Origin of the sequence: Caldicellulosiruptor changbaiensis (assembly GCF_003999255.1) — a bacterium.
Classification (GTDB): Bacteria; Bacillota; Thermoanaerobacteria; order Caldicellulosiruptorales; family Caldicellulosiruptoraceae; genus Caldicellulosiruptor; species Caldicellulosiruptor changbaiensis.
In genome coordinates this window covers 2,060,503-2,084,974 of sequence record NZ_CP034791.1, presented here as the reverse complement: position 1 = coordinate 2,084,974, position 24,472 = coordinate 2,060,503, and the positions used below count along the sequence as shown (strand labels likewise).

Sequence of the window (24,472 nt, the reverse complement as noted above, 5' to 3'; positions counted from 1 at the left end):
TATCTTCAATTTATTAGAAAATTTAATACTAATCTATATACAAAAAGGAGGAAAAGACACGATATGGAAAAAGTAAATGTCACGCTTCCAGATGGCAAGATAATTGAGGTTGAAAAATCTACCTCAGCTTTGGATTTGGTAAAATCAATAAGTATGAAGCTTTACAAAGAAGCAGTTGCGTGTAAGATAAACGGCATTTTGAAAGACTTATGGACACCTATTGATGAGGATTGTAGCTTTGAGGTTGTCACATTTGCGAGTGATGAAGGCAAGAGAGTATACTGGCACACAACCTCACATATTTTAGCCCAGGCTGTCAAAAGGCTTTTTGGGGACAAAGTAAAGCTTGGCATAGGACCTGCAATTGACAATGGTTTTTATTACGACTTTGATGTTGAAGAGTCAATTACAATGGAGCTTTTGGAAAAGATTGAAAAAGAGATGCAAAAAATAATAAAAGAAGATTTGAAGATTGAGAGATTTGAACTTTCAAGAGAAGAAGCAATAAAACTTATGCAACAAAGAGGAGAAAACTACAAAGTTGAGCTTATAAATGATATTCCAGAGGGTGAAACTATATCTTTTTACAGACAAGGTGAATTCGTTGACCTTTGTACCGGTCCACATCTTCCTTCAACGGGGAGGGTAAAAGCGTTCAAACTACTTTCTGTAGCAGGTGCGTATTGGCGCGGAAATTCTAAAAATAAAATGCTTCAAAGAGTTTATGGAGTATCATACGAGAAAAAATCGCAACTTGATGAATACCTTACAATGCTTGAAGAAGCAAAGAGAAGAGATCATAGAAAGCTTGGAAGAGAGCTTGATTTATTTGATATTTTTGAGGAAGGGCCAGGATTTCCTTTCTTTTTGCCAAAAGGGATGATTATAAGGAACATATTAGAAGACTTTTGGAGAGAAGAACATAAAAAAAGAGGTTATCAGGAAATAAAAACTCCTATAATGTTAACAAAAGACCTTTGGGTTCAGTCAGGGCATTGGGATCATTATAAAGAAAATATGTATTTTACCAAAATAGATGATCAGGAATTTGCAATAAAACCTATGAACTGTCCGGGTAGCATATTGGTATATAAAAGAAAATCACATTCGTATAGGGAACTTCCTGAGCGACTGTGTGAACTTGGGCTTGTTCACAGGCATGAGCTATCTGGTGTATTGCATGGTCTTATGAGAGTAAGATGCTTTACACAAGATGATGCTCATATATTTATGTTACCTTCACAGATAAAAGATGAAATAAAAGGTGTAATTGATCTTATCGATTATTTTTATAGTGTATTTGGTTTCAAATATCATGTTGAACTTTCAACAAGGCCTGAAAATTCAATGGGAACAGATGAACAATGGAATATGGCTGAAACTGCCCTTAAAGAAGCTTTAGAGGAAGTAGGTATAAATTACAAAATAAATGAAGGTGATGGAGCTTTTTATGGACCCAAAATTGATTTTCATCTTGAAGATAGTTTGAAAAGAACATGGCAGTGTGCAACAATTCAACTTGATTTTCAAATGCCAGAAAGGTTTGACTTATATTATATAGGTGAAGATGGTGCAAAACATAGGCCGGTAATGCTACACAGAGTTGTTTTTGGCAGCATAGAGAGATTTATTGCAATACTTACTGAACACTTTGCTGGTGCATTTCCGGTATGGTTAGCACCAACTCAAATAAGAGTAATACCAGTATCTGATAATTTCAATGATTATGCAGCCAAAATATCCCAAACACTCAAGGAGAATGGATTCAGAGTTGAAGAAGATTTCAGATCAGAAACCGTGGGGTATAAAATAAGAGATGCTCAACTACAAAAAATACCATATATGGTGATTGTGGGTGAAAAAGAGCGAAGGGAAAATACTATAGCGGTAAGAGACAGAAAGAAAGGAGATTTAGGTTCATTTACCATTGATAAGTTTGTATCAATGGTGAAAGAGAAAGTAGAGAAAAAGGTTATAGAATGAAAATTAAAAAAGGCTGCCAGAACATTATTAATGAGAACATGGGCTGTTTAATGTGGCAGCCTTTTTTAAATTCTTTTTATTATACAATAGGTTGTTGAATAAAAATTATTACCAATAATACATAAAATGAGCAAAAGTTATTGATTCCATTCATATGCGAAAGAAAACTTCTTACCTTCTACTTTTCTGAGAAGTTGCTCAAACAAAAAAGTAATTAGTATCCAATCAATATACCTTTTATAATTCTTAAACCTCCTGAGCCTTACATTCTCAAGATTATATTCACCTTTTAATTTACTAAATAGTCTTTCAATCTTTGTTCTATGCTTGTATAGCTTTTTGCCCTCTTCAGTTTCTAAAAATCTTATGTTATTTCTTCTAAAAACATTCTTAACATTGTTTTTATCTTTCATGTTTCTTTTGTTTATCCCAGCAACAAATTTAACCTTAAGCTCATTTGCTATATTAAACCATCTGCTACAATCGTATCCCGCATCTGCTAATACAATCTCACAGCCAAAGCCCCATGCCCTATATAAAAGCTCTTCTTGTCTTGAGTCATGTTCATTTGCCCCTGTTAAAATCCAGAAAAGTGGTATTACTTCTTCTTTACCTGTACACAAAAGATGTAATTTGTATCCCCTGTAAAATCCTATTGTAATATGTATACCTATTTTTGCTTCTGAATCATTTTTGGCACTTCTCAAAGGTGTAGAATCTACTATCGCTATACTCATATCAGGTTCTATCTTAGCTATTAATATGTCTTTTATATCTTGCATGTATTCTTTTTCTATTTTTCTTGACAACTTCGCAAAATATGAATAGTCCGGACTTTCTTCTATACCTACTACTTGCTTAAACTCTGTGTCTTGATTTATTCGATATTCTAATTCTCTGAAACTCTTTATCCCCTTCTTAACTTTGTAAACCAGACAAGCTATTATTTGAAACAAATTAAATTTCCTTGGGCGTCCTCTTCTATTGTGCTTTATTCTCCTTGTCAGAGCTTCAGTAACCTTTTTCACTACAAAAAGTAGCTTTAAAAATTTCTTATTTTGTGCTTTAATATTCATGAGTATATCTTTTCCCCCTTGTGTTTTGTTGTGGTTTTCTCTTAAATTAAATTATAACACAAGGGGTTTTTTTCATTTGTTACTATGTTTACTTTATATGGTTATTTCTTTTATTCAACAACCTCTTATACAAAATAAATTTCAAAAAGGGGCGAACTGATATGGAAGTTATATGGGAAGAGCCGTACGAGTCTTTTTCAAGATTTATAAATAAAAATGGTTGTAATTCTTTGTTAATTATATGTGATAAAAATACCTTTGATGTGTGTGCAGTCAAGGTGAAAGAGACAGTTGAAAAAAGCAATAGGAAGTGTAAAATAGTATGCTTTGAAGCGGATGTAATAGCAGATGAATTTGCGCTTGGAAAGGTATTGTTTGAGATAGAACAAGCAGATATATTTGTGGGAGTAGGAAGTGGAACAATTTCTGACATAACACGGTATACAGCATACAAGTTCAAAGTCCCGTTTGTTTTGTTTCCAACAGCACCTTCAATGGACGGGTTTGCTTCTTCTGTTGCAGCACTTACTATAAATGGATTAAAAACAACAGTGCTGGCTTCGCCACCGGAAGCTATATTTGTGGATATGAAAGTTATTGAAAACTCGCCTGAAATTTTGAAAAAAGCGGGATTTGGAGATTTGATGGGTAAGATAACTGCTTTACTTGACTGGCAACTTTCAAATATTTTGTTTGAGGAGAAAATAGACTGGGAAGTATTACGTATTGTAAAAAATACATACCTGAAAACATTAAATTCAGTTGGTGTAAATGATTTTTGTAAAAATTTGCTGGAAGGTCTAATAACCTCTGGTATTATGATGGCCAGGGTTAACTCTTCGCGTCCTGCATCAGGTTGTGAACATCATCTTTCTCATTTTTGGGAATATCACAGAATAAAAACTTATCATGGGATAAAAGTTGGGCTTGCAACCCTCTATGTGCTGAGGTTTTATGAGCACTTTTTAAATCTTGATAAATCCAGAATTCTTGAAAGGAAAGAATATAAAGTAGATATTAAAGTGTGGGAAGAAGCAATAAAGAAAGGATTTCAACCAACTTTTGAAAGTATAATAAAGAAAAATATTGAAAGAGTAAGCAAGTTAAATGATAAAGAGTTTAGAAGTCAAGTGATAAACAGGCTTGTTGAAAAGAAAGAGGTTATAGATAAGTTGATAAGAGACGCAACTATTGTATATAGTGAGCTGATTGATGCTTACCAAAAACTTGAAATGCCTATGAATTATTGGGAGATTGGTATAGACGAGAATCTTTTTAAGATATCATTTTTATGTGCACCGAATATCAGAGAAAGGTTTACAATACTGCATTTGTACGAATTTTTAGGCTTGACAGATGAGGTTGTACGAAGCTTCTGAGTATGTTCTGTTTTGATACCAGCAATTTGGGGAATAAATATTAATGAAAAATGATTGTATAGGTGAATAGTTTATGTACAAGGTATTGGTTGTTGACGATTCGGCATTCATGAGACAGCTCATCAAATCAATTTTAGAGCAGACAGGAATGTTTTCTGTGATGGTTGCTCAAACACCTCTCATTGCACTTGATAGAGTAAGAAAGTTTAAATTTGATGTTATAACAATTGACTATGAAATGCCATACATGAACGGTGTTGAACTTATAAGGAAGATAAGAGAGGTTTCAGACAGTAAAATCTTAATGATAAGCGCATATACTCATCCTGGAGCTCATACAACATTTGAGGCATTATCAGCAGGTGCTTTTGATTATATATTAAAACCGTTAAAAGAAGAAGAAATAGAAGAGTTCAAATATGAGCTAATCAAAAAGGTGAGTGCTGCATGTGAAGAGTACAAAAAGACCCAGACTGCGCCAACTGCCGTCGAGGATGTAAAAGTTTTCAGAGTTCCAATAGAGGATAGTTTGGTCGAAAGAGCAAAAGTTGCAAAAGTTGTAGGTATCGGGATATCAACAGGGGGTCCCCCTGTTTTAGAGAAGATGTTTAAAAGCCTCAAAAAAGATTTTTCTCTTCCAATCTTGGTTGTTCAGCACATGCCACCAAACTTTACAAAAGCATTTGCAGAGAGACTTGCTTCTATTACATCTAAATGTATTAAAGAAGCAGAGGACAGGGAAGAGGTAAAACCAGGATGTATATACATTGCAAAGGGCGGATATCATTTGGCTATTGAAGAAAAGGCAGGGAAACTCTACACAAGAGTGCTTGACCTTGAGAAGATAAAAAGTCACAAACCTTCTGCAGATATTCTTTTTAGCTCAATTGCAGAGGCATGCGGGAAGGATGCAATAGGTATAGTTATGACTGGCATGGGGTCTGATGGAAGTGATGGAATATTAGAAATGAAGATGAAGGGAGCTATAACTATTGCGCAGAATGAAAAAAGTTGTGTCGTATTTGGAATGCCCAAGGTAGCAATTGAAAAAGGTGCTATTGAACTTATTATGAGTCCTGAAGAGATAGTTGAGCTATTGAACAAGATATAATTACCTTTTGGAAAATATTAATATGCTTTGTTATTAAAGATGACCACAAAAATTTGATGGTGGTCATCTTTAATTTTGTACACAAAAAATTTTTTAATTAATTGACACATAAAAGTGCTTATGTTATAATAACAAAATGCGTTAATATGGGCGTGAATTCCTTTCAAATCCAGGCTGCTCTAAATAAGCTTGATGTCTATAAATGCTTTCATGAATAAATTGTAATTTTGAGGAAACAATAATAAAGATAAGGAAATTTTTTAAGAGGTGATTTAGTTGGCACTACCTCGTCCTGTGCAGTATGGAAAAGTACAAAGAATGAGCTATGGGAAGGTAAAAGAGGTTCTGGATTTGCCATATCTATTGGAAATCCAGAAAAAGTCATTTCAGTGGTTTTTAGACGAAGGACTTAGAGAGGTTTTGCGAGAGATTTCTCCTATCAAAGACTACACAGAGAATTTGCTTTTAGAGTTTGTTGACTATTACTTTGACGGACCACCAAAATATTCAGAACAAGAGTGTAAGGAAAGAGATGCAACATATGCAAGGCCCCTAAAGGTTAAGGTAAGGCTCATTAACAAAGAAACAGGTGAGATAAAAGAGCAGGACATTTATATGGGCGAATTTCCAATAATGACTGAAACCGGAACCTTTATAATCAATGGCGCTGAAAGAGTAATTGTAAGCCAGCTCATACGCTCACCTGGATGCTATTTTGCATCTTCAATTGACAAACAGGGTCGGAAGATTTTTTCTGGTACTATAATTCCAAACAGGGGCGCATGGCTTGAGTTTGAGACAGATACAAGCGAACTTCTATCTGTGAGACTTGATAGAACAAGGAAAGTTTCTTTAACCACCTTGCTCAAGGCATTTGGTCTTTACAATCAGCAACTAATATTTAACAAATTTGGAGAGGATGAGAGATTAAAAGCATCCTTAGAGAAAGAGGCAAATAAGGGTGAGATAGGGAATCCAGTTGAAAATGCACTTTTAGAGATTTACAGAAGACTGAGGCCTGGAGAGCCGCCAAATGTTGAAAATGCAAAAAATCTTCTTGAAAGGATGTATTTTGACCCAAGAGGTTATGATTTGGCAAAAGTTGGAAGATACAAATTGAATAAAAAATTATCGTTGTGGAAAAGAATTTTCAACAAAAGAGCTGCTAAGGACATTGTTGATGAAAGAACAGACAAGATATTGGTAAGGGAAGGGGAAATAATATCAAGAGAGGCAGCACTTAATATTCAAGATGCAGGAATTAATGAGGTTTTGATATATGTAGAGGATGACAAGGTATTCAAGGTAGTTGGGAATAACACTGTGAAGCTTGACAGGTATGTGGATTTTGATGTATCTGATTTGAACATCAAAGAACTTGTGTATTTGCCTGTTTTAAATGAGATTTTGTCAACAACAAACGATGTAAATGAAATAAAACAGCTGATAAAAGAGAGAGAAAGAGAGCTTGTTCCATATTGTCTTACAAGAGATGATGTATTTGCTGCGACAAGTTATTTCTTGGGCTTGAAATATGGCATTGGTCATACAGATGACATAGACCATCTTGGAAACAGAAGGGTCAGGGCTGTTGGTGAGCTTTTACAAAACCAGTTTAGAATTGGTCTTGCGCGAATGGAAAGAGTCATTCGCGAGAGAATGACAATACAGGATATTGATTCTGTCACACCACAGACATTGATAAATATTAGACCTGTAACAGCTGCAATTAAAGAATTCTTTGGTTCAAGCCCGCTTTCTCAGTTTATGGACCAGGTAAACCCACTTGCAGCGCTGACAAACAAGAGAAGACTTTCTGCATTAGGGCCTGGTGGACTTTCAAGAGACAGGGCAGGATTTGAAGTAAGAGATGTTCACCACTCTCACTATGGAAGGATGTGCCCTATAGAGACGCCAGAAGGTCCAAACATTGGTCTTATTACATCACTTGCAACATATGCAAGAGTCAACGAATATGGATTTTTAGAAACCCCTTATAGGAAAGTTGACAAAAAAGAAGCGAGAGTAACTGATGAGGTAGTATATCTTACAGCAGACGAGGAGGACACATACAAGATAGCTCAGGCAACAGAACCTGTAGACGAAGAAGGAAGGTTTATAAACCAAAGAATTACTGTGAGATTTGGTGAAGATATCATTGAGGTTGACAAGCATGAGGTAGACCTTGTTGATATATCGCCAAAACAGATTGTTTCAGTTTCTACATCATTAATCCCATTTTTAGAGAACGACGACGCAAACCGTGCACTTATGGGTTCTAACATGCAACGTCAGGCGGTACCACTTTTGACTACAGAATCGCCGATTATTGGAACAGGTGTTGAGTACAGAGCTGCGGTAGACTCTGGTGTTTGTGTACTTGCCAAAAAAGATGGTATTGTTGAAAAAGTATCTGCTGATGAAATTGTCATCCAGAATCATGATGGTACAAAGGACGTATACCACCTTTTGAAGTTTAAGAGGACAAACCAAGGCACATGTTTCAACCAGCGACCAATTGTAAGAAAAGGTCAAGAAGTAAAAACAGGAGAGGTTATAGCAGACGGTCCATCAACCGACCATGGCGAGCTTGCACTTGGTAAAAATGTCCTTGTTGCGTTCATGCCATGGGAAGGTTATAACTATGAAGATGCTATATTGATTTCTGAAAGACTTGTAAAAGAGGATGTATACACATCCATTCATATAGAGGAATACGAGTGTGAAGCAAGAGACACAAAGCTGGGACCAGAAGAGATTACAAGGGATATACCAAATATTGGTGAGGATGCAATAAAAGACTTGGATGAAAGAGGAATTATCAGAATTGGTGCAGAAGTGAAAAGTGGAGATATTCTTGTAGGAAAAGTTACACCAAAAGGTGAGACAGAGCTCACTGCTGAGGAAAGACTTCTTCGTGCTATCTTTGGTGAAAAGGCAAGAGAGACAAGAGATACATCTTTGAGAGTACCTCACGGTGAGGGCGGAATAGTTGTTGATGTAAAAGTATTCTCACGTGACAAAGGCGATGAGCTGCCGCCGGGTGTAAACCAGCTTGTAAGAGTATATGTTGCACAGAAGAGAAAGATTTCAGTTGGCGACAAGATGGCAGGAAGACACGGAAACAAAGGTGTTATTTCAAGGATTTTACCTGTTGAAGATATGCCATTTTTACCAGATGGTACTCCGGTTGATATAGTGTTAAACCCATTAGGTGTGCCGTCACGTATGAACATTGGTCAGATTTTGGAGACACACTTGGGATATGCAGCAAAGGCGCTTGGCTGGAAGGTTGCAACACCTGTATTTGACGGTGCAAAAGAGGAAGACATTGAAGAAGCATTGAAACTTGCAGGACTTTCACCAAATGGAAAGACCATACTGTATGATGGCAGAACAGGTGAACCATTTGATAATGAAGTCACTGTAGGATACATGTATATGTTGAAGCTTGTTCACCTTGTTGACGACAAGATTCACGCACGTTCAACTGGACCATATTCGCTTGTTACACAACAGCCGCTTGGTGGTAAAGCTCAGTTTGGTGGCCAGAGATTTGGTGAGATGGAGGTTTGGGCACTTGAGGCATATGGTGCTGCGTATACACTGCAAGAGCTTTTGACCGTTAAATCTGACGATGTGACAGGTAGAGTAAAGACTTATGAGGCAATTGTAAAAGGTGAGAATATTCCAGAACCAGGTATACCTGAATCATTCAAGGTTTTGGTAAAAGAGCTTCAGAGCTTGTGCCTTGATGTAAAACTTCTATCAGAAGATAACAAGGAGATTGAACTTAAAGAGTCTATAGATGAAGATGATCAACCACAAGGCCTTGGTGCATTTGAGCGAGGACTTGAGGAAGTTGAGAATAGTGAAGAAGAAGATGATGATAAAGAGAAATTCTATGAAGATTTAATGGATGCAAGCCAAGAACAAGATGAGGGTGCAGATGACGATATCGATGAGTAAAACCTCAAAAAGGTGGGTGTAATTCGGATGGATTTGTTCAATTTTGATGCCATAAAGATTAGTCTTGCTTCTCCTGAAAAGATTAGAGAGTGGTCACGAGGCGAGGTCAAAAAACCTGAAACTATAAACTATAGAACATTAAAGCCAGAAAAGGATGGACTTTTTTGTGAAAAAATCTTTGGTCCGACAAAAGACTGGGAGTGCCATTGTGGAAAATACAAAAAGGTAAAATACAAAGGTGTTGTTTGTGACAAATGCGGTGTTGAGGTGACAAAATCAAAGGTAAGACGTGAGAGAATGGGGCACATTGAGCTTGCTGCCCCTGTCTCTCACATCTGGTATTTCAAAGGTGTTCCAAGCCGTATGGGTCTTATACTTGATATGACCCCAAGAAACTTGGAAAAGGTTTTATACTTTGCGGCATATGTTGTCATTGACCCCGGCGATGTACCAAACTTAGAGAAAAAACAAATACTATCCGAAAAGGAATACAGGGAGCTAAAAGAAAAGTATGGCGACAGATTCAAGGCTGGAATGGGAGCAGAGGCTATAAAAGAGCTTTTGAAAGAGATAGATTTAGACAAGCTTTCTCAAGAGCTACGACAAGAGCTTGAGACAGCAACAGGTCAAAAGAAGCTAAAGATCATAAAGAGGCTTGAGGTTGTCGAAGCGTTTAGAAAGTCTGGAAACAGGCCTGAGTGGATGATATTAGATGTAATACCAGTTATTCCACCTGAGCTTCGTCCAATGGTCCAGCTTGATGGAGGGAGATTTGCAACATCTGATTTGAATGATTTGTACAGAAGAGTTATAAATAGGAACAACCGTTTGAAAAAGTTAATGGAGTTAGGCGCACCTGACATAATTATCAGAAACGAAAAGAGAATGTTACAGGAAGCTGTTGATGCGCTTATTGACAATGGTAGGCGTGGAAGACCTGTAACAGGTCCTGGAAACAGGCCTTTGAAGTCACTTTCTGACATGCTAAAAGGGAAACAAGGGAGGTTCAGACAGAATCTTTTAGGAAAACGTGTTGACTATTCAGGTCGTTCTGTTATAGTTGTTGGACCTGAGCTAAAGATTTATCAGTGCGGTCTTCCAAAAGAAATGGCACTTGAGCTTTTCAAGCCATTCGTAATGAAAAAACTTGTTGAAAAGGGAATATGTAACAATATAAAAAATGCTAAAAAAGCAGTCGAAAGACAAAGAAGTGAGGTATGGGACATATTAGAAGAGGTCATAAAAGACCATCCAGTTTTGTTAAACAGAGCTCCAACCTTGCACAGACTTGGAATTCAGGCATTTGAACCAGTTCTTGTTGAAGGAAGAGCTATAAGGCTTCATCCTCTTGTATGTACAGCATACAATGCAGACTTTGACGGTGACCAGATGGCAGTACATGTTCCACTTTCTGCAGAGGCACAGGCTGAGGCAAGGTTTTTGATGCTCTCTGCGAACAATTTACTTAAACCTGCTGATGGAAAGCCTATTGTAGTTCCAACGCAGGATATGGTTTTGGGAATCTATTATCTGACGCTTGAGAAAAAAGGAGATAAGGGAGAGGGAATGATATTCTCCTCAGAGGATGAGGCGCTACTTGCATATGAACACAAAGTAGTTGGACTTCATGCAAGAATTAAGGTGAGAAGGACAATTGAAAAAGATGGAGAAGTGATTTCAGGTATTGTTGAGACAACGCCGGGTAAGATTATACTAAATCAGGTAATACCACAGGATTTAGGTTTTGTTGATAGGAGCAAAAAAGAGAACTTGCTAAAGTATGAGATAGACACTCTTGTTGACAAGAAGATGCTGGGTAAAATTATTGATAGATGTATCAAGGTGTATGGGACGACAAGGACAGCAGAGATATTAGATGAGATAAAAGAACTTGGATTTAGATTTTCCACAAGAGGAGCAATTACAATCTCAGTTTCGGATATGGTAATTCCAGAGGTCAAGCAAAAACTCATAGCAGAGGCAGAACAAAAGGTTGAGAATATTGAAAAGCTATACAGACATGGTTTGATTTCAGATGAAGAAAGATATGAACAGGTAATTTCTATTTGGAATGAGACAAAAGACAAGCTCACAGAAGAACTTATCCAAAATCTCGATGAGTTTAACCCAATATTCATGATGGCAAACTCAGGTGCACGAGGTTCCAAGAACCAGATAAGCCAGCTTGCAGGTATGCGTGGACTTATGGCAAACCCGTCTGGAAAAACAATAGAGATGCCTATAAAGTCAAACTTTAGAGAAGGCTTAAATGTAATAGAGTTCTTTATCTCTACGCACGGTGCGAGAAAAGGCTTAGCAGACACAGCACTGAGAACTGCAGACTCGGGTTACTTGACAAGAAGGCTTGTTGATGTTGCTCAGGATATAATTGTTCGGGAAGAGGATTGTGGAACAGAAAAGGGTATCGAGGTTAGTGAGATAAGAGATGGAACAGAAGTAATAGAGACACTTGAAGAAAGGATCATAGGAAGGTATGCTGCAAAGGATATTATAAATGAAAAAACAGGTGAGGTAATAGTCAAGAGAAATGAACTTATCACAGAAGAGATTGCAAAAAGAATTGTAGATGCTGGCGAAAAGAGTGTTTATGTAAGGTCAGTGCTTGAGTGCAAGACACGGTATGGAGTTTGTACAAAATGTTATGGACTTGACCTTGGTACAGGTCAGCCAGTAAACGTAGGTGAAGCAGTGGGAATAATTGCTGCACAGGCAATAGGTGAGCCTGGAACACAGCTTACAATGAGAACATTCCACACAGGTGGTATTGCAGGACAGGACATCACACAAGGTTTGCCAAGGGTTGAAGAACTATTTGAGGCAAGAAAACCTAAGGGCGTTGCAATAATTTCTGAGATAGAAGGGTATGTCTCTATCAAGGAGGACAAGAAGAGGACAATCACTGTTCGAAATGACAATGGTGAGGAGAGGACGTACGAAGTACCTTACGGGGCGCGATTAAAAGTAAATGATGGAGACTATGTCAAAGCAGGGGATGAGCTAACAGAAGGTTCGATCAATCCGCATGATCTTTTGAGGATAAAAGGTCCAAGAGGTGTTCAAAGCTACCTTTTGGCTGAGGTTCAGAAGGTTTACAAAATGCAGGGTGTTGATATAAACGACAAGCATATAGAGATAATAATCAGGCAGATGATGAAGAAGGTCAAGATAGAAGATCCAGGAGATACAGAACTTTTGCCAGGCGACATTGTAGAGATATACAGGTTTGAAGAAGAAAACGACAGAGCGATAGCAGAAGGCAAACGTCCTGCGCTTGGAAGAAGGGTACTTCTTGGTATAACAAAAGCAGCACTTTCTACAGAGTCGTTCTTGTCGGCTGCGTCTTTCCAAGAGACTACAAGAGTTCTGACAGATGCAGCAATTAAAGGTAAGGTTGACCCACTGATTGGTCTTAAAGAGAATGTCATTATAGGTAAGCTTATTCCAGCTGGGACAGGTATGGCAAAGTATAGAAATATTATAGTTGAAGAAAAAGCATAAGGAGGTTTTTAAAGGGGTGTGTCTTAAAAAGAAAGCTTAAGGCATGCCCCTTGTGAAACTTCAAAAAAACCTTGTTTTAAACTTTCTTGACATAAAATCATTTGAGTGTTATTATATTTGAGTGTAATTTTACACCTTCCATATGAAAAGGGGAGGAAGTGAATTTGTCATCAGACATAGAAGCTTTAAAAACTTCTCCTAAGACTGTAGGAGCGCGCCAAACTGCCCAAGCTATCCAGAAAGGAAAAGCTAAGGTAGTTTTTGTTGCAAAAGATAGCGACGAATGGGTAGTGAGGGATATTATAGATATGTGCAAACAAAAGGGTATAAAACTTGTCTTTGTTGATTCTAAAAAGGAACTTGGCAAGATTTGTGGTATAAGTGTGGCAGCATCATCTGCCGCAATAATTGAATAAGATTTTTTAACAAGGAGGTGTACAGATGCCGACAATAAACCAGCTTGTAAGATTCGGACGAGAGAAGAAGGTTGAAAAGTCAAAAGCACCAGCACTCCAAAAGGGTTTTAATTCACTAAAAAAGAAATACTACGACATAAGCTGCCCACAAAGAAGAGGAGTTTGCACAGTTGTTAAAACTGTTACACCTAAAAAGCCAAACTCTGCTTTGAGAAAGGTAGCGAGAGTCAGACTTACAAATGGTGTTGAAGTGACAGCTTACATTCCTGGTATTGGTCACAACTTGCAAGAGCACTCTGTTGTGTTGGTAAGAGGTGGAAGAGTCAAAGACTTACCAGGTGTCAGGTACCATATTGTAAGAGGTACACTGGACTGTGCTGGTGTTGCTAACAGAAGACAGGGCCGCTCTAAATACGGGGCAAAAAGGCCAAAACAACAGGCAGCAGGCGCTTCAAAGAAATAAGGTGGCTTAAAGTGGCGTAAAATAATGTGAGGTGAAATAAGTAATAGAGTTTTTAAAAAGGAGGGGTAGAGTTGCCAAGAAAGGGGCCAGTTAAGAAAAGAGAGATATTGCCAGATCCGGTCTACAATGATAAGGTTGTGGCAAAGCTTATAAACAAAGTGATGTATGATGGGAAAAAGTCCATTGCACAAAAGATAGTATATGGTGCATTTGATATAGTAAGAGAAAAGACGGGTAAAGATCCACTTGAAGTTTTAGAAGCAGCACTTAACAATGTGATGCCAGTGTTGGAAGTAAGACCAAGGAGAGTTGGTGGTGCAACATACCAGATTCCGATTGAAGTTTCACCTGATAGAAGACTTTCACTTGGTATTAGATGGCTTGTTGAGTATGCAAGAGAGAGAAAAGATAAAAGAACAATGAAAGAAAAACTGGCAGCAGAGATTATGGATGCAGCAAACAATACAGGCGGAGCAGTTAAGAAGAAAGAAGATACACATAGAATGGCAGAAGCAAATAGAGCATTTGCACATTATAGATGGTAATACTACTTTCTTAACAAGGAGGACAGAAGAAATTGCCCAGGCAGTTTCCACTTGAAAAAACAAGAAATATTGGTATTATGGCTCATATAGATGCGGGAAAAACAACAACAACAGAAAGAATCCTTTTCTACACCGGTAAGGTCCATAAGATGGGCGAAGTCCATGAAGGTACAGCTACAATGGACTGGATGGAACAAGAGCAAGAGAGAGGTATTACTATAACCTCAGCTGCTACAACTTGTGAGTGGCGAGGGCACAGAATAAACATTATTGACACACCAGGGCATGTGGACTTCACTGTTGAGGTAGAAAGGTCTTTGCGCGTGCTTGACGGTGCCATTGCTGTATTTTGTGCCAAGGGTGGCGTTGAGCCTCAGTCAGAGACTGTGTGGAGACAGGCAGATAAGTACCGTGTTCCAAGGATTGCATATGTTAACAAGATGGATATAATGGGTGCTAACTTTTTCAATGTCATTGAAATGATGAAAGAAAGACTTGGTGCAAACCCTGTTGCTATCCAAGTTCCAATTGGTAAAGAAGACACCTTCAAGGGCGTTGTTGACCTTCTTACAATGAAGGCTATTATATATGTAGATGACTTAGGAAAGGTATCCCAGGAAACTGAGATACCAGATGAGGTAAAAGACATTGCTGAAGAATATAGAATCAAGCTTTTAGAAGCTGTTGCTGAGACAGACGAAGAGATTATGATGAAGTATTTAGAGGGTGAAGAAATTACAGTTGAAGAACTTAAAGCCGCAATAAGAAAGGCAACAATAAATATGCAAATGACACCTGTTTTGTGTGGTTCATCATACAGGAACAAAGGTGTTCAGCCACTTTTGGATGCTGTTGTTGACTATCTACCTTCACCAGTTGATATTGCAGCTGTAAAAGGATTTTCACCCGATACTGGCGAAGAAATTGAAAGAAAAACAAGCGAAGATGAGCCATTCTGCGCGTTGGCATTTAAGATTATGTCTGACCCATATGTTGGTAAATTGACATTCTTAAGAGTTTACTCAGGAGTACTTCAAGCGGGTTCTTATGTGTATAACTCAACAAAGAACAAGAAGGAAAGAGTTGGAAGACTTCTTCAAATGCATGCAAACCACAGAGAAGACATCGATGCAGTTTATGCAGGTGATATTTGTGCAGCAATAGGTCTTTCTAACACAACAACGGGTGATACGCTGTGCGATGAGAACCATCCAATTATATTAGAATCAATGGAGTTTCCAGAGCCTGTTATTCAGGTAGCAATTGAACCAAAGACAAAGGCTGACCAAGAAAAGATGGGTATTGCTCTTCAGAGACTTGCTGAAGAGGACCCAACATTCAAGGTATCAACCAACCATGAAACAGGGCAAACACTCATTGCAGGTATGGGCGAGCTTCATCTTGAAATCATTGTTGACAGGATGAAAAGAGAGTTCAAGGTTGAGGTCAATGTAGGTAAACCTCAGGTTGCATACAAAGAGACAATCAAGAAATCTGTTAAGGTTGAAGGTAAGTATATCAGGCAGTCTGGCGGTAGAGGTCAGTACGGACACGTTTGGCTTGAACTTGAACCGCTTGAAAGAGGAGCAGGGTATGAGTTTGTCAATAAGATTGTCGGTGGTGTGATTCCAAAAGAGTTCATACCATCTGTTGACGCAGGTGTTCAAGAAGCTATGCAATCTGGTGTTTTGGCAGGATACCCAGTTGTGGATGTTAGAGTAACTCTGTTTGACGGTTCATACCACGAGGTCGACTCAAGTGACATGGCGTTCAGGATTGCAGCAGCTCAAGCGTTCAGAGAAGGTATGAAAAAGGCAGAGCCAGTACTGTTAGAGCCTATAATGAAGGTTGAGGTTGTTGTACCTGAAGAGTATATGGGTGATGTAATGGGTGATATAAACGCAAGAAGAGGTAGAATTGAAGGTATGGAACTGAGAGGAAATGCGCAGGTTATTCGCGCGTACGTGCCACTTGCTGAGATGTTTGGATATGCAACAGATCTGAGGTCCAAGACCCAAGGTCGTGGCACGTATACTATGCAGTTTGACCACTATGAAGAAGTTCCAAAGAATATTGCTGATAAGATTCTTGAAATGAAGAATAAATAAATGATAAAATAGTTTATAAGCTTAGGGTGTAATTTTAAACATTAACATAAATCACAAAAAAACTATTATCGTGAAGGAGGATAAAATTAGGATGGCAAAGGCTAAATTTGAAAGAACAAAACCACACGTAAACATAGGTACAATTGGGCACGTTGACCATGGTAAGACAACATTGACAGCTGCAATCACAAAGGTTTTAGCTCTCAAGGGTAAGGCTCAATTCATGGCTTATGACCAGATTGACAAGGCTCCAGAGGAAAGAGAAAGAGGTATTACAATCAACACAGCTCACGTTGAGTATGAAACAGATGCAAGGCACTATGCTCACGTTGACTGCCCAGGACATGCTGACTACGTAAAGAACATGATAACAGGTGCTGCACAGATGGACGGTGCTATCTTAGTTGTTTCTGCAGCTGACGGTCCAATGCCACAGACAAGAGAACATATTTTGCTTGCAAGACAGGTTAACGTTCCATACATCGTTGTATTTCTCAACAAGGTAGACATGGTAGATGACCCAGAATTGATTGAGCTTGTTGAGATGGAAGTAAGAGAGCTTCTTTCAAAGTATGGTTATCCAGGTGACGAGGTACCAATTGTAAAGGGTTCAGCTTTGAAGGCTTTAGAGTCGCCATCACAAGATCCAAATGCACCAGAGTATCAATGCATTTTAGAACTCATGGATGTAGTTGATAAGTACATTCCAACTCCACAAAGAGACGTTGACAAACCATTCTTGATGCCAATTGAAGACGTGTTCTCAATCACAGGTAGAGGTACAGTTGTTACAGGTAGAGTTGAAAGAGGAACACTCAAAACAGGTGAAGAGGTTGAGATTGTTGGATTTGCTCCAGAGCCAAGAAAGACAGTTGTAACAGGTATTGAGATGTTCAGAAAGGTGCTTGACGAAGCAGTGGCAGGTGACAACGTTGGATGTCTTCTCAGAGGTATTCAGAAGAATGAGGTTGAAAGAGGTCAGGTTCTTGCAAAGCCAGGCACAATTAAACCTCACACTAAATTCAAAGCACAGGTTTACGTATTGACAAAAGAAGAGGGTGGAAGACATACACCATTCTTCAATGGTTACAGACCACAGTTCTATTTTAGAACAACAGACGTTACAGGAACCATTACCCTGCCTGAGGGTGTTGAAATGTGTATGCCTGGTGACAATGTTGAAATGACAGTTGAGCTTATCTCTCCAATTGCTATTGAGTCAGGACTCAGATTTGCTATCCGCGAAGGCGGAAGAACAGTTGGTGCAGGCTCTGTTACAACAATAATCGAATAATAAAAAAGCCCAAGCCTAAGGTGAAGAAAAAGTCTCTTAGGTTTGGGCTTTTTTTGACTAAAAGATTTTATCTAAGGTAAAGTTACTAATAAGGAGGTGTTTTAACAAACTATATGGCACGAATAAAAGAGTATTATCACAATATGATTCAAAAACTTAAATCCCATAAGACAGAAGAATATATGATTGATGAGTTTGTATACAACACACTGAAAGAGTTTTCACTGAACCTCAATAAGGAAATAGCAATTGTTTTGAACAGAAAAGGCAGAATTGAAGAGGTTCTAATAGAAAAGAAAGAATTTGCAGAGCTTGAAAACCAAGATTCTTTCCCTAAAAAGGCAGCATTGATCTTTACAAGGTTATCTTCTGCATCACATCCTTCAATGCTTGACCTTTCCATACTCATAATGAAAAAGTATGACTATGTAATGATAATCTCGCTAAAAACTGAGGAAGCTAGCATAGCTTTTTGGGGTAGCCAACTGAAAGAGGTTGAAATGATTGGACAGCATAGAATAGAGTATTTTTACAATCTTGATATCTCATCCAAGATTTCAGAAGTGGATGAAAAGCAGAGGGAAAGAGAAAAAATTCACGAGATTTTGACAGAAAAAGAAGAAAGGGCTTTGCTTGTTGATGTGTGGTCAAAAAGTTCCTCTGAATTTGACAGGCACCTTTTAGAAGAACTTGAGAGCTTATGCAAGACAGCGGGGGTTAAAGTTGTTGACAAGGTAGTGCAAGTAAGAAGGAATATAGATCCTGCGTATTTTATAGGAAGGGGTAAGGCAGAAGAGATATTTTCTATATGTCAACAAAAAGATATAGATGTTGTGATATTTAACAGAGAACTTTCACCTGCTCAGATAAAAAACTTGGAAGAGCTGCTTTTAAGAAAAGTGATAGATAGAACTGACGTCATACTTGACATATTTGCAAGACGTGCAAGGACCAGAGAAGGAAAACTTCAGGTAGAACTTGCACAGCTTTTGACTCTGCTTCCGCGCCTGCGTGGGACTGGGGTGCTGCTTTCAAGGCTTGGTGGTGGAATTGGAACAAGAGGGCCTGGTGAGACCAAGCTTGAGATTGACAGGAGGCATATCCAGCGCAGAATTGAAGAGATAAAAAAAGAGCTTGAAAAAGTAAAAAAAAGCAGGGAAGTACAGAGAAAAAGCAGAATAGAAAACCAGGTGCCGGTGGTGTCAATAATTGGTTACACAAACGCAGGTAAGTCTACTCTCATGAATAGAATCTCAAAGGCAGATGTTCTGGTAGAAGATAAACTATTTGCGACACTTGATACTACTACAAGAAGAGTGTACTACAAAGGTAAAGAATTTTTGCTCACTGATACTGTTGGGTTTATAAGAAACTTGCCGCATCATCTTGTTGAAGCATTTTCCTCAACATTGGAAGAGGTCAAGTATTCAAACCTTATACTGAACGTTGTAGATATATCTGACCCATATTATTATGACCACATAAAGGTATCTGAGGATTTGCTAAAACACCTTGGAGCAGAAAATATCCCTCTAATAAGGGTTTACAACAAGATAGATAAAGTAGACCTTTCGAGTGTTGATGTGTTTGACAATCTTCCACATGTCTTTATCTCTGCTCAGGATGGTAGAGGTATTGATACTTTGCTTGATATGATTGTTGAGAAGATTAAATCATATGATGAAATTTGTTGAATATGGTGAATAAAGAGGGTATTATTAAAGTAGGGGGAAATTTTTATTAAAATAAAAGAAAGGGGTTGTCCGCTTTGCTAATCCGTAATTGTGCAGGTGGGGTTGTATTCTACCAAGGGAAGATTTTTATTATGAAGAACGAGAAAGGTGAGTGGGTTTTTCCAAAAGGCGTTATTAGAAATGGTGAGATTGCACCAGAGGTGGCAGTGAGACGAGTAAAAGAAGAGGTTGGAATTGATGCGTCAATTCTTTCAACGGCAGGTCAGACAAGTTACGAGTTCTATTCAGTAACACGTCAAAAGCCTGTATGCAACAAGATCGTATGGTATATCATGGAGGCAAAATCCCCAGAGTTCTTGAAAGAGAATAAAGATGAAAACGTGTTTGACGCTGGGTATTTTGATATTGAAGAGGCTATCCAGAAGATTACTTATAGCCAAGACAAGGCTTTGGCATCCTATGCGTACGAACAATATAAGCAGCTTGTGAATATTTAAATTGATGTTTATAATATAATTCAGAGAAATTCAGGGTAAGGGCTGTCCTTTTTATAAAAAGTGACAGCCCTTTTGCTTCAATGTTTTGGTTTTTACTAAGAAATTACAATTACCATAAATATACCATATTTATAACACTCTTACAAAAAGGAGAAATGATACAAAGATGGGCTACAAGACTATAAAACAAAATACACGAACAGAGATTGTGGAAAAAAGGTCAAAGTTTATTGCCTCTGCATTTAGAGTAGAAAATCAGCATGAGGTGGATTATTTCTTGAACGAAGTCCGAAAGGAATTTTATGATGCAACTCATAATGTTTATGCCTATACATATGGTATTGAATATCCAATCCAGAAATATTCAGACGATGGAGAACCACAAGGCACAGCAGGTCTACCTGTGATGGAGGTTATAAGAAAAAATGGACTTTCTAATGTACTTATTGTTGTGACACGCTATTTTGGTGGCATACTTCTTGGTGCAGCTGGTTTGGTAAGAGCATATACACAAGCTGCTGCAGCTTCTATTGAAAAAGCGGGAATTTTAGAGTATCATGAATGTGAGAAGATAATTGTCACTTTAGACTATCCGAATTTTGAGAAGGTCAAGTGGCTAATAGAGAAGGCTAATGCTAAGATACTGGGAATAGAGTATTCGCAGGTGGTAGATATCGTTGTTTTAGTAAAAGTAGAGGATGTGGAAAGCCTCATCAAAAATATTTCTGATGTGACAGCGGGCAATTTTTTGGTTGAGAGAAAAGGGCTATTTCTTGAAGCAATTTAGAAGATTAGAAAAACTTCAAACAAAAGGATGTGATATTTCTGTGAGCAGAAAAGAAAATATATACAAAAATATTATCTTAAATCCTTTGCATTTTATCAGAGACATTTCTCTTATCAATAATTTTATTGTGGGAATAATAGTATTTTTGATTTATTTGATTTTATTTTCATTGTATGTATATATCCAGATTCGAAGTGGGAATGAAATGTTGCCACATGAATCTGGTCTGATTTTCTTCACAGATAGAATAAAATCTGATATAGAAGATTTGAGGTTGGCAAAACTTGTAATAAACCTTTTCTCTGTAGAAATCTTGAGACTTTTTATTATGAGTATAGTTTTGTTTGTTGTATCATCAATATTAACAAAGAAAAGAACAAATCTTTCGCAGATTGCAACAACACTTACCGTTTCGTATTTAATTCCATGTTATGTATTCTTAGCAGGAATTGTATTGTCATTTTTACCGCTGAATTTTGTAGTTTTCAAAGTAAGTGAAATGTCATTTTTGGTATCTCTTTATGAGGCTTTTTCAAAAGGGTTTGGTATATCAAAAGCAAAAGCATTTTTAATTCTGTTCGTGGTGGTTACAGCTCAGGCATTGTTTTATGTATACGTACCTTCAATTTTTCTTACGCCATTTTTGATATAGCATAGTAACAAAAACAAAAAATGCATACCCGCTTAAGAATAATGGTATGAATATCTTTATATTTGTAATACGAAAATAAAGAAGTACAATCATGATAAACAAACAGAAACACATCAGCAAAAGAAGAGTATTGATTGTACCTTTTTCAATAGTGAATTTAAATTTTAAGTTTGAAATCTTCTCTATCATTACAATACAGGAAATTAGAGCAAATATGTTGGTGATCCAGATGTATGGCAGCTCATTTTTGAAAATTAATATGAAGAGTACATAGAGTACAAGACGAATGATTGTCAAAATGGTATTTTGGACAAAATTGAAAATTACCTCCCCAAGGGCATTTAAAATACTTGAGAGTGTGACAGAAAGATAGTAAAACACTATTGCTGGGGAGATGTGTTTTAAGTAAACTCCAGCTAATTGATTTTTGTAAAGTAACTGGCAAATTTCAACTGGGTAGAGTAAAAATATGCACGTGATTGGCAGAGAGACTATCAACGTTGCAAGGATGAAAGAGTTTATTCGTGAGTTTAAGGTTTTGTCATACATCTTTATCTCAGAAATTGTAGGGATTATTATAATCGAAAGTGAATTGATTATTACAAGAGGTAGTAACGCAACAGGAAAGCTCATCCCATTTATAATTCCATACACTGAAATAGCTTGAGTACTTTTCATACCAATTAACTCAAAGAGTTTTGGTATAATCATATTTTCAAGCGATTGAAATATCATCCCAAGTACGCCTATTGTTGCTAAAGGAATAGAGATTTTGAATATCTTAGAAGGTATCTCAGCAAGTTCGTTTATATCAATCTTAAGTTTGTTTTTTGAACATTTAATCTTATATGCTGCTATGAGAAAGCCACAGCTCGAAATCTCACCCGCAAGTATTCCAAGAAAGGCAAGTAAAAGTTTTGTTTCAAATGAAGTACTTTTGTCAAGACTTAAAAAGAGGGGACATATGATTGAAAGCCTCATGATATTTTCAAACACTTCAGCAAGAGCAGGTGGAGCAGGATTTTGGATTCCATAAAAGAAGCCTTTTAGGATTGCTGATTGTGAGACAACTACTGTACAAATGATAAGAGGATATATAGTTTTTTGGAGTATAGGTGTGTTAAATATGGTATTACAAAATATGGGGTTTAAAAGTGAAAAGAAAATTGCAATTACAATGCTCCACAAAAATATAATTCTGCTCATTACAAAAGCGGTTTTTATTTTTATTTCAGGCAAATCAGAGGTTTCAGCTATATACTTTGATATTGCTGTCAAAATTCCACCGCTTGAGATGTTATAAAATAGATAATATAAGGTCATGCCAAATGTATAAAGACCCATACCAACAGACCCAATTTGTCTTGAAATAAAAACTCTATAAAAGAAAAATAAGCTGTATGTTAAGATGTTGCACAGCGTGAGTGTGAGAATTTGGTTTATAATCTTCTTATTCATTATCTCTTAATTTTTATGCTATATTAATGTTCAATATTAATATGTATGAATAAATTCCATTTGACATTAACCCTAAATTGAATTTATAATTCCATAATGAAAAAACATGAGCATTTAAGGTAGGGGGAAAACGGATGTCTGGACATTCAAAATGGGCAAATATCAGGCACAAAAAGGAAAAAACAGACGCTCAGAAAGGAAAGATTTTCTCAAAGTTAGGAAGAGAATTAATGGTGGTTGCAAAGATGTATGGGCCCGACCCTGAGACAAATCCAAAACTAAGAGATGTAATTGCCAAGGCAAAGGCTAACAATATGCCTATGGATAAGATAATGGGGTTTATAAAAAGAGCAGCTGGTGAGATTGACACAACAGGCTACGAAGACATTACATATGAAGGCTATGGACCAGGCGGTGTTGCTGTAATTGTTGAAGCTATGACAAATAACAGGAATAGAACAGCAGGCGAAATCAGGCATATATTTGACAAAAATGGCGGTAATTTGGGTCAGACTGGATGCGTTTCTTGGATGTTCAACAGAAAAGGTGTAATAGTAATAGAGAAAGAAAACTTTCCAGATGAGGACTTTGTAATGGAAAAGGCTTTAGAGTACGGTGCTGAGGATTTTGCTTCAGAAGAGGATGTGTATGAAATAATAACAACTCCGGAGGACTTTTCAAAGGTCAGAGAAGGCTTAGAAAAGGAAGGATTTACATTTATAAGAGCTCAGATAGAGATGATCCCTCAAACAACTGTGAGACTTTCTGAAGAAGATGCACAAAAGATGAGAAGGCTGATTGACATGCTTGAAGACAATGACGATGTGAAAGAAGTGTATCATAACTGGGAAGAGGAAGAATAAATTTTTTATGTATAGCAGTGAGATTGGCAGGGAATAATAGTAAAAAAGTCCATCTTAATGGAGGCTAAGTTATATGAAGCTCTATTTTAGAACTGCCGTTCTCACTGCTATTATAATTTTCTTATTTCTAATATCATTTGTGGTGGGATTTACTATAACCATAGAAAAAAGCAAGATAAAATCAAAGCAGCAGTTAAAAGGAAAGAACATTACTGAAATTGCATATATAAAAGACAGTTTTCCACAGAGAATAAATGAGGACACAATTTTAGTTGTGAGAAAATATTTTAAAGGCTGTGGGCACATTATTGAAGAGAAGTCCAATATCTCTAAGGAATTTGTCAACATGACCAAGGAGGACTTTAAAAGCCTTTTTAGTGGCTGGGAAATAGATGCGTTTAACTCTAAATATGTAGTAATCAGTAGAACGTTTGAAGGTTATTGCTCTAATCACTTTATAATTTCAATCAAAGATGACAGGGTAGCGATTTTTTATTCTCAACCTGTTGATGGTGACAATCTTAAATTGGTAACTCCAATAAGCATAGACGATTTACCAGAAAAAGAGGTTGAGGATTTGAAAAAGGGCATAGTTGTAAACTCATTTGAAGATGCAATAAAGATTGTTGAGGACTTTGGAAGCTAAAATATATTTTGT

General features: G+C 37.3%; 18 protein-coding genes. 16 read left to right on the top strand and 2 right to left on the bottom strand.

What is annotated here, in order from left to right; all coding sequences use genetic code 11:
- The first annotated feature begins 63 nt into the window (after positions 1 to 63).
- A complete protein-coding gene (thrS, locus tag ELD05_RS10160; RefSeq protein ID WP_127352343.1) occupies positions 64 to 1,983 on the top strand; it encodes a threonine--tRNA ligase in 1,920 nt (639 codons plus the stop codon).
- A gap of 137 nt (positions 1,984 to 2,120) precedes the next feature.
- Here thrS and ELD05_RS10155 read toward each other — a convergent pair whose 3' ends face one another.
- On the bottom strand, positions 2,121 to 3,059 hold the full coding sequence (locus ELD05_RS10155; protein ID WP_127350937.1) for a transposase: 939 nt from the start codon (positions 3,057 to 3,059) through the stop codon (positions 2,121 to 2,123).
- Positions 3,060 to 3,220: 161 nt separating this feature from the next.
- Between ELD05_RS10155 and ELD05_RS10150 the strand changes: the two genes are divergently transcribed.
- From ELD05_RS10150 to ELD05_RS10090, 13 genes are all read left to right on the top strand, one after another.
- Positions 3,221 to 4,438, top strand: coding sequence for an iron-containing alcohol dehydrogenase (locus ELD05_RS10150; RefSeq protein ID WP_127352342.1), 1,218 nt, complete (start codon positions 3,221 to 3,223; stop codon positions 4,436 to 4,438).
- Between the two features lie 73 nt (positions 4,439 to 4,511).
- Positions 4,512 to 5,549 (top strand): chemotaxis-specific protein-glutamate methyltransferase CheB, encoded by a 1,038-nt coding sequence (gene cheB, locus ELD05_RS10145; protein ID WP_127352341.1) that lies wholly within the window; start codon positions 4,512 to 4,514, stop codon positions 5,547 to 5,549.
- A gap of 318 nt (positions 5,550 to 5,867) precedes the next feature.
- Positions 5,868 to 9,518: a DNA-directed RNA polymerase subunit beta gene (rpoB, locus tag ELD05_RS10140; protein ID WP_206516923.1), complete on the top strand. Its 3,651-nt coding sequence runs from the start codon at positions 5,868 to 5,870 to the stop codon at positions 9,516 to 9,518.
- Positions 9,519 to 9,545: 27 nt separating this feature from the next.
- On the top strand, positions 9,546 to 13,037 hold the full coding sequence (gene rpoC, locus ELD05_RS10135; protein WP_127352339.1) for a DNA-directed RNA polymerase subunit beta': 3,492 nt from the start codon (positions 9,546 to 9,548) through the stop codon (positions 13,035 to 13,037).
- A gap of 164 nt (positions 13,038 to 13,201) precedes the next feature.
- Positions 13,202 to 13,453 carry a L7Ae/L30e/S12e/Gadd45 family ribosomal protein gene (locus tag ELD05_RS10130; RefSeq protein WP_011916514.1) on the top strand — a complete coding sequence of 84 codons (252 nt, stop codon included), beginning with the start codon at positions 13,202 to 13,204 and terminating at the stop codon, positions 13,451 to 13,453.
- A 25-nt stretch (positions 13,454 to 13,478) separates the two neighbouring features.
- Positions 13,479 to 13,916 (top strand): 30S ribosomal protein S12, encoded by a 438-nt coding sequence (gene rpsL, locus ELD05_RS10125; protein WP_127352338.1) that lies wholly within the window; start codon positions 13,479 to 13,481, stop codon positions 13,914 to 13,916.
- A gap of 71 nt (positions 13,917 to 13,987) precedes the next feature.
- Positions 13,988 to 14,461 (top strand): 30S ribosomal protein S7, encoded by a 474-nt coding sequence (rpsG, locus tag ELD05_RS10120; RefSeq protein WP_011916516.1) that lies wholly within the window; start codon positions 13,988 to 13,990, stop codon positions 14,459 to 14,461.
- 32 nt (positions 14,462 to 14,493) lie between these two features.
- Complete coding sequence (gene fusA, locus ELD05_RS10115) at positions 14,494 to 16,569, top strand: elongation factor G (RefSeq protein WP_127352337.1); 2,076 nt, start codon at positions 14,494 to 14,496, stop codon at positions 16,567 to 16,569.
- A gap of 91 nt (positions 16,570 to 16,660) precedes the next feature.
- The gene (tuf, locus tag ELD05_RS10110) at positions 16,661 to 17,863 is read left to right on the top strand and encodes an elongation factor Tu (protein WP_011916518.1); all 1,203 of its coding nucleotides are present in this window, start codon (positions 16,661 to 16,663) and stop codon (positions 17,861 to 17,863) included.
- 143 nt (positions 17,864 to 18,006) lie between these two features.
- Positions 18,007 to 19,557 (top strand): GTPase HflX, encoded by a 1,551-nt coding sequence (gene hflX, locus ELD05_RS10105; RefSeq protein WP_127352963.1) that lies wholly within the window; start codon positions 18,007 to 18,009, stop codon positions 19,555 to 19,557.
- Positions 19,558 to 19,631: 74 nt separating this feature from the next.
- On the top strand, positions 19,632 to 20,054 hold the full coding sequence (locus ELD05_RS10100; protein ID WP_127352336.1) for an NUDIX hydrolase: 423 nt from the start codon (positions 19,632 to 19,634) through the stop codon (positions 20,052 to 20,054).
- 166 nt (positions 20,055 to 20,220) lie between these two features.
- Positions 20,221 to 20,841, top strand: a complete 621-nt coding sequence (locus tag ELD05_RS10095; protein WP_127352335.1) for a YigZ family protein — start codon at positions 20,221 to 20,223, stop codon at positions 20,839 to 20,841.
- Entirely contained in the window at positions 20,828 to 21,493 is a 666-nt protein-coding gene (locus ELD05_RS10090; protein ID WP_241243465.1) for a hypothetical protein, read from the top strand. The genes ELD05_RS10095 and ELD05_RS10090 overlap by 14 nt, the downstream gene beginning before the upstream one ends.
- Here the strand turns inward: ELD05_RS10090 and ELD05_RS10085 are convergent.
- Positions 21,464 to 22,951, bottom strand: coding sequence for an oligosaccharide flippase family protein (locus ELD05_RS10085; RefSeq protein ID WP_127352334.1), 1,488 nt, complete (start codon positions 22,949 to 22,951; stop codon positions 21,464 to 21,466). The two genes, ELD05_RS10090 and ELD05_RS10085, sit on opposite strands and share 30 nt — an antisense overlap.
- A gap of 134 nt (positions 22,952 to 23,085) precedes the next feature.
- Between ELD05_RS10085 and ELD05_RS10080 the strand changes: the two genes are divergently transcribed.
- Entirely contained in the window at positions 23,086 to 23,814 is a 729-nt protein-coding gene (locus tag ELD05_RS10080; RefSeq protein ID WP_011916524.1) for a YebC/PmpR family DNA-binding transcriptional regulator, read from the top strand.
- Between the two features lie 73 nt (positions 23,815 to 23,887).
- Positions 23,888 to 24,460 carry a BofC C-terminal domain-containing protein gene (locus tag ELD05_RS10075; RefSeq protein WP_011916525.1) on the top strand — a complete coding sequence of 191 codons (573 nt, stop codon included), beginning with the start codon at positions 23,888 to 23,890 and terminating at the stop codon, positions 24,458 to 24,460.
- Positions 24,461 to 24,472 lie beyond the last annotated feature (12 nt).

What these genes read in the sequence shown, in the direction of transcription:
- ELD05_RS10095 (WP_127352335.1), top strand. Translation starts at nt 20,221, where the DNA reads ATGGGCTACAAGACTATAAAACAAAATACACGAACAGAGATTGTGGAA.
- rpsL (WP_127352338.1), top strand. Translation starts at nt 13,479, where the DNA reads ATGCCGACAATAAACCAGCTTGTAAGATTCGGACGAGAGAAGAAGGTT.
- ELD05_RS10080 (WP_011916524.1), top strand. Translation starts at nt 23,086, where the DNA reads ATGTCTGGACATTCAAAATGGGCAAATATCAGGCACAAAAAGGAAAAA.
- rpoB (WP_206516923.1), top strand. Translation starts at nt 5,868, where the DNA reads ATGAGCTATGGGAAGGTAAAAGAGGTTCTGGATTTGCCATATCTATTG.
- ELD05_RS10150 (WP_127352342.1), top strand. Translation starts at nt 3,221, where the DNA reads ATGGAAGTTATATGGGAAGAGCCGTACGAGTCTTTTTCAAGATTTATA.
- ELD05_RS10155 (WP_127350937.1), bottom strand. Translation starts at nt 3,059, where the DNA reads ATGAATATTAAAGCACAAAATAAGAAATTTTTAAAGCTACTTTTTGTA.
- hflX (WP_127352963.1), top strand. Translation starts at nt 18,007, where the DNA reads ATGATTCAAAAACTTAAATCCCATAAGACAGAAGAATATATGATTGAT.
- ELD05_RS10085 (WP_127352334.1), bottom strand. Translation starts at nt 22,951, where the DNA reads ATGAATAAGAAGATTATAAACCAAATTCTCACACTCACGCTGTGCAAC.
- rpoC (WP_127352339.1), top strand. Translation starts at nt 9,546, where the DNA reads ATGGATTTGTTCAATTTTGATGCCATAAAGATTAGTCTTGCTTCTCCT.
- cheB (WP_127352341.1), top strand. Translation starts at nt 4,512, where the DNA reads ATGTACAAGGTATTGGTTGTTGACGATTCGGCATTCATGAGACAGCTC.
- tuf (WP_011916518.1), top strand. Translation starts at nt 16,661, where the DNA reads ATGGCAAAGGCTAAATTTGAAAGAACAAAACCACACGTAAACATAGGT.
- ELD05_RS10075 (WP_011916525.1), top strand. Translation starts at nt 23,888, where the DNA reads ATGAAGCTCTATTTTAGAACTGCCGTTCTCACTGCTATTATAATTTTC.
- thrS (WP_127352343.1), top strand. Translation starts at nt 64, where the DNA reads ATGGAAAAAGTAAATGTCACGCTTCCAGATGGCAAGATAATTGAGGTT.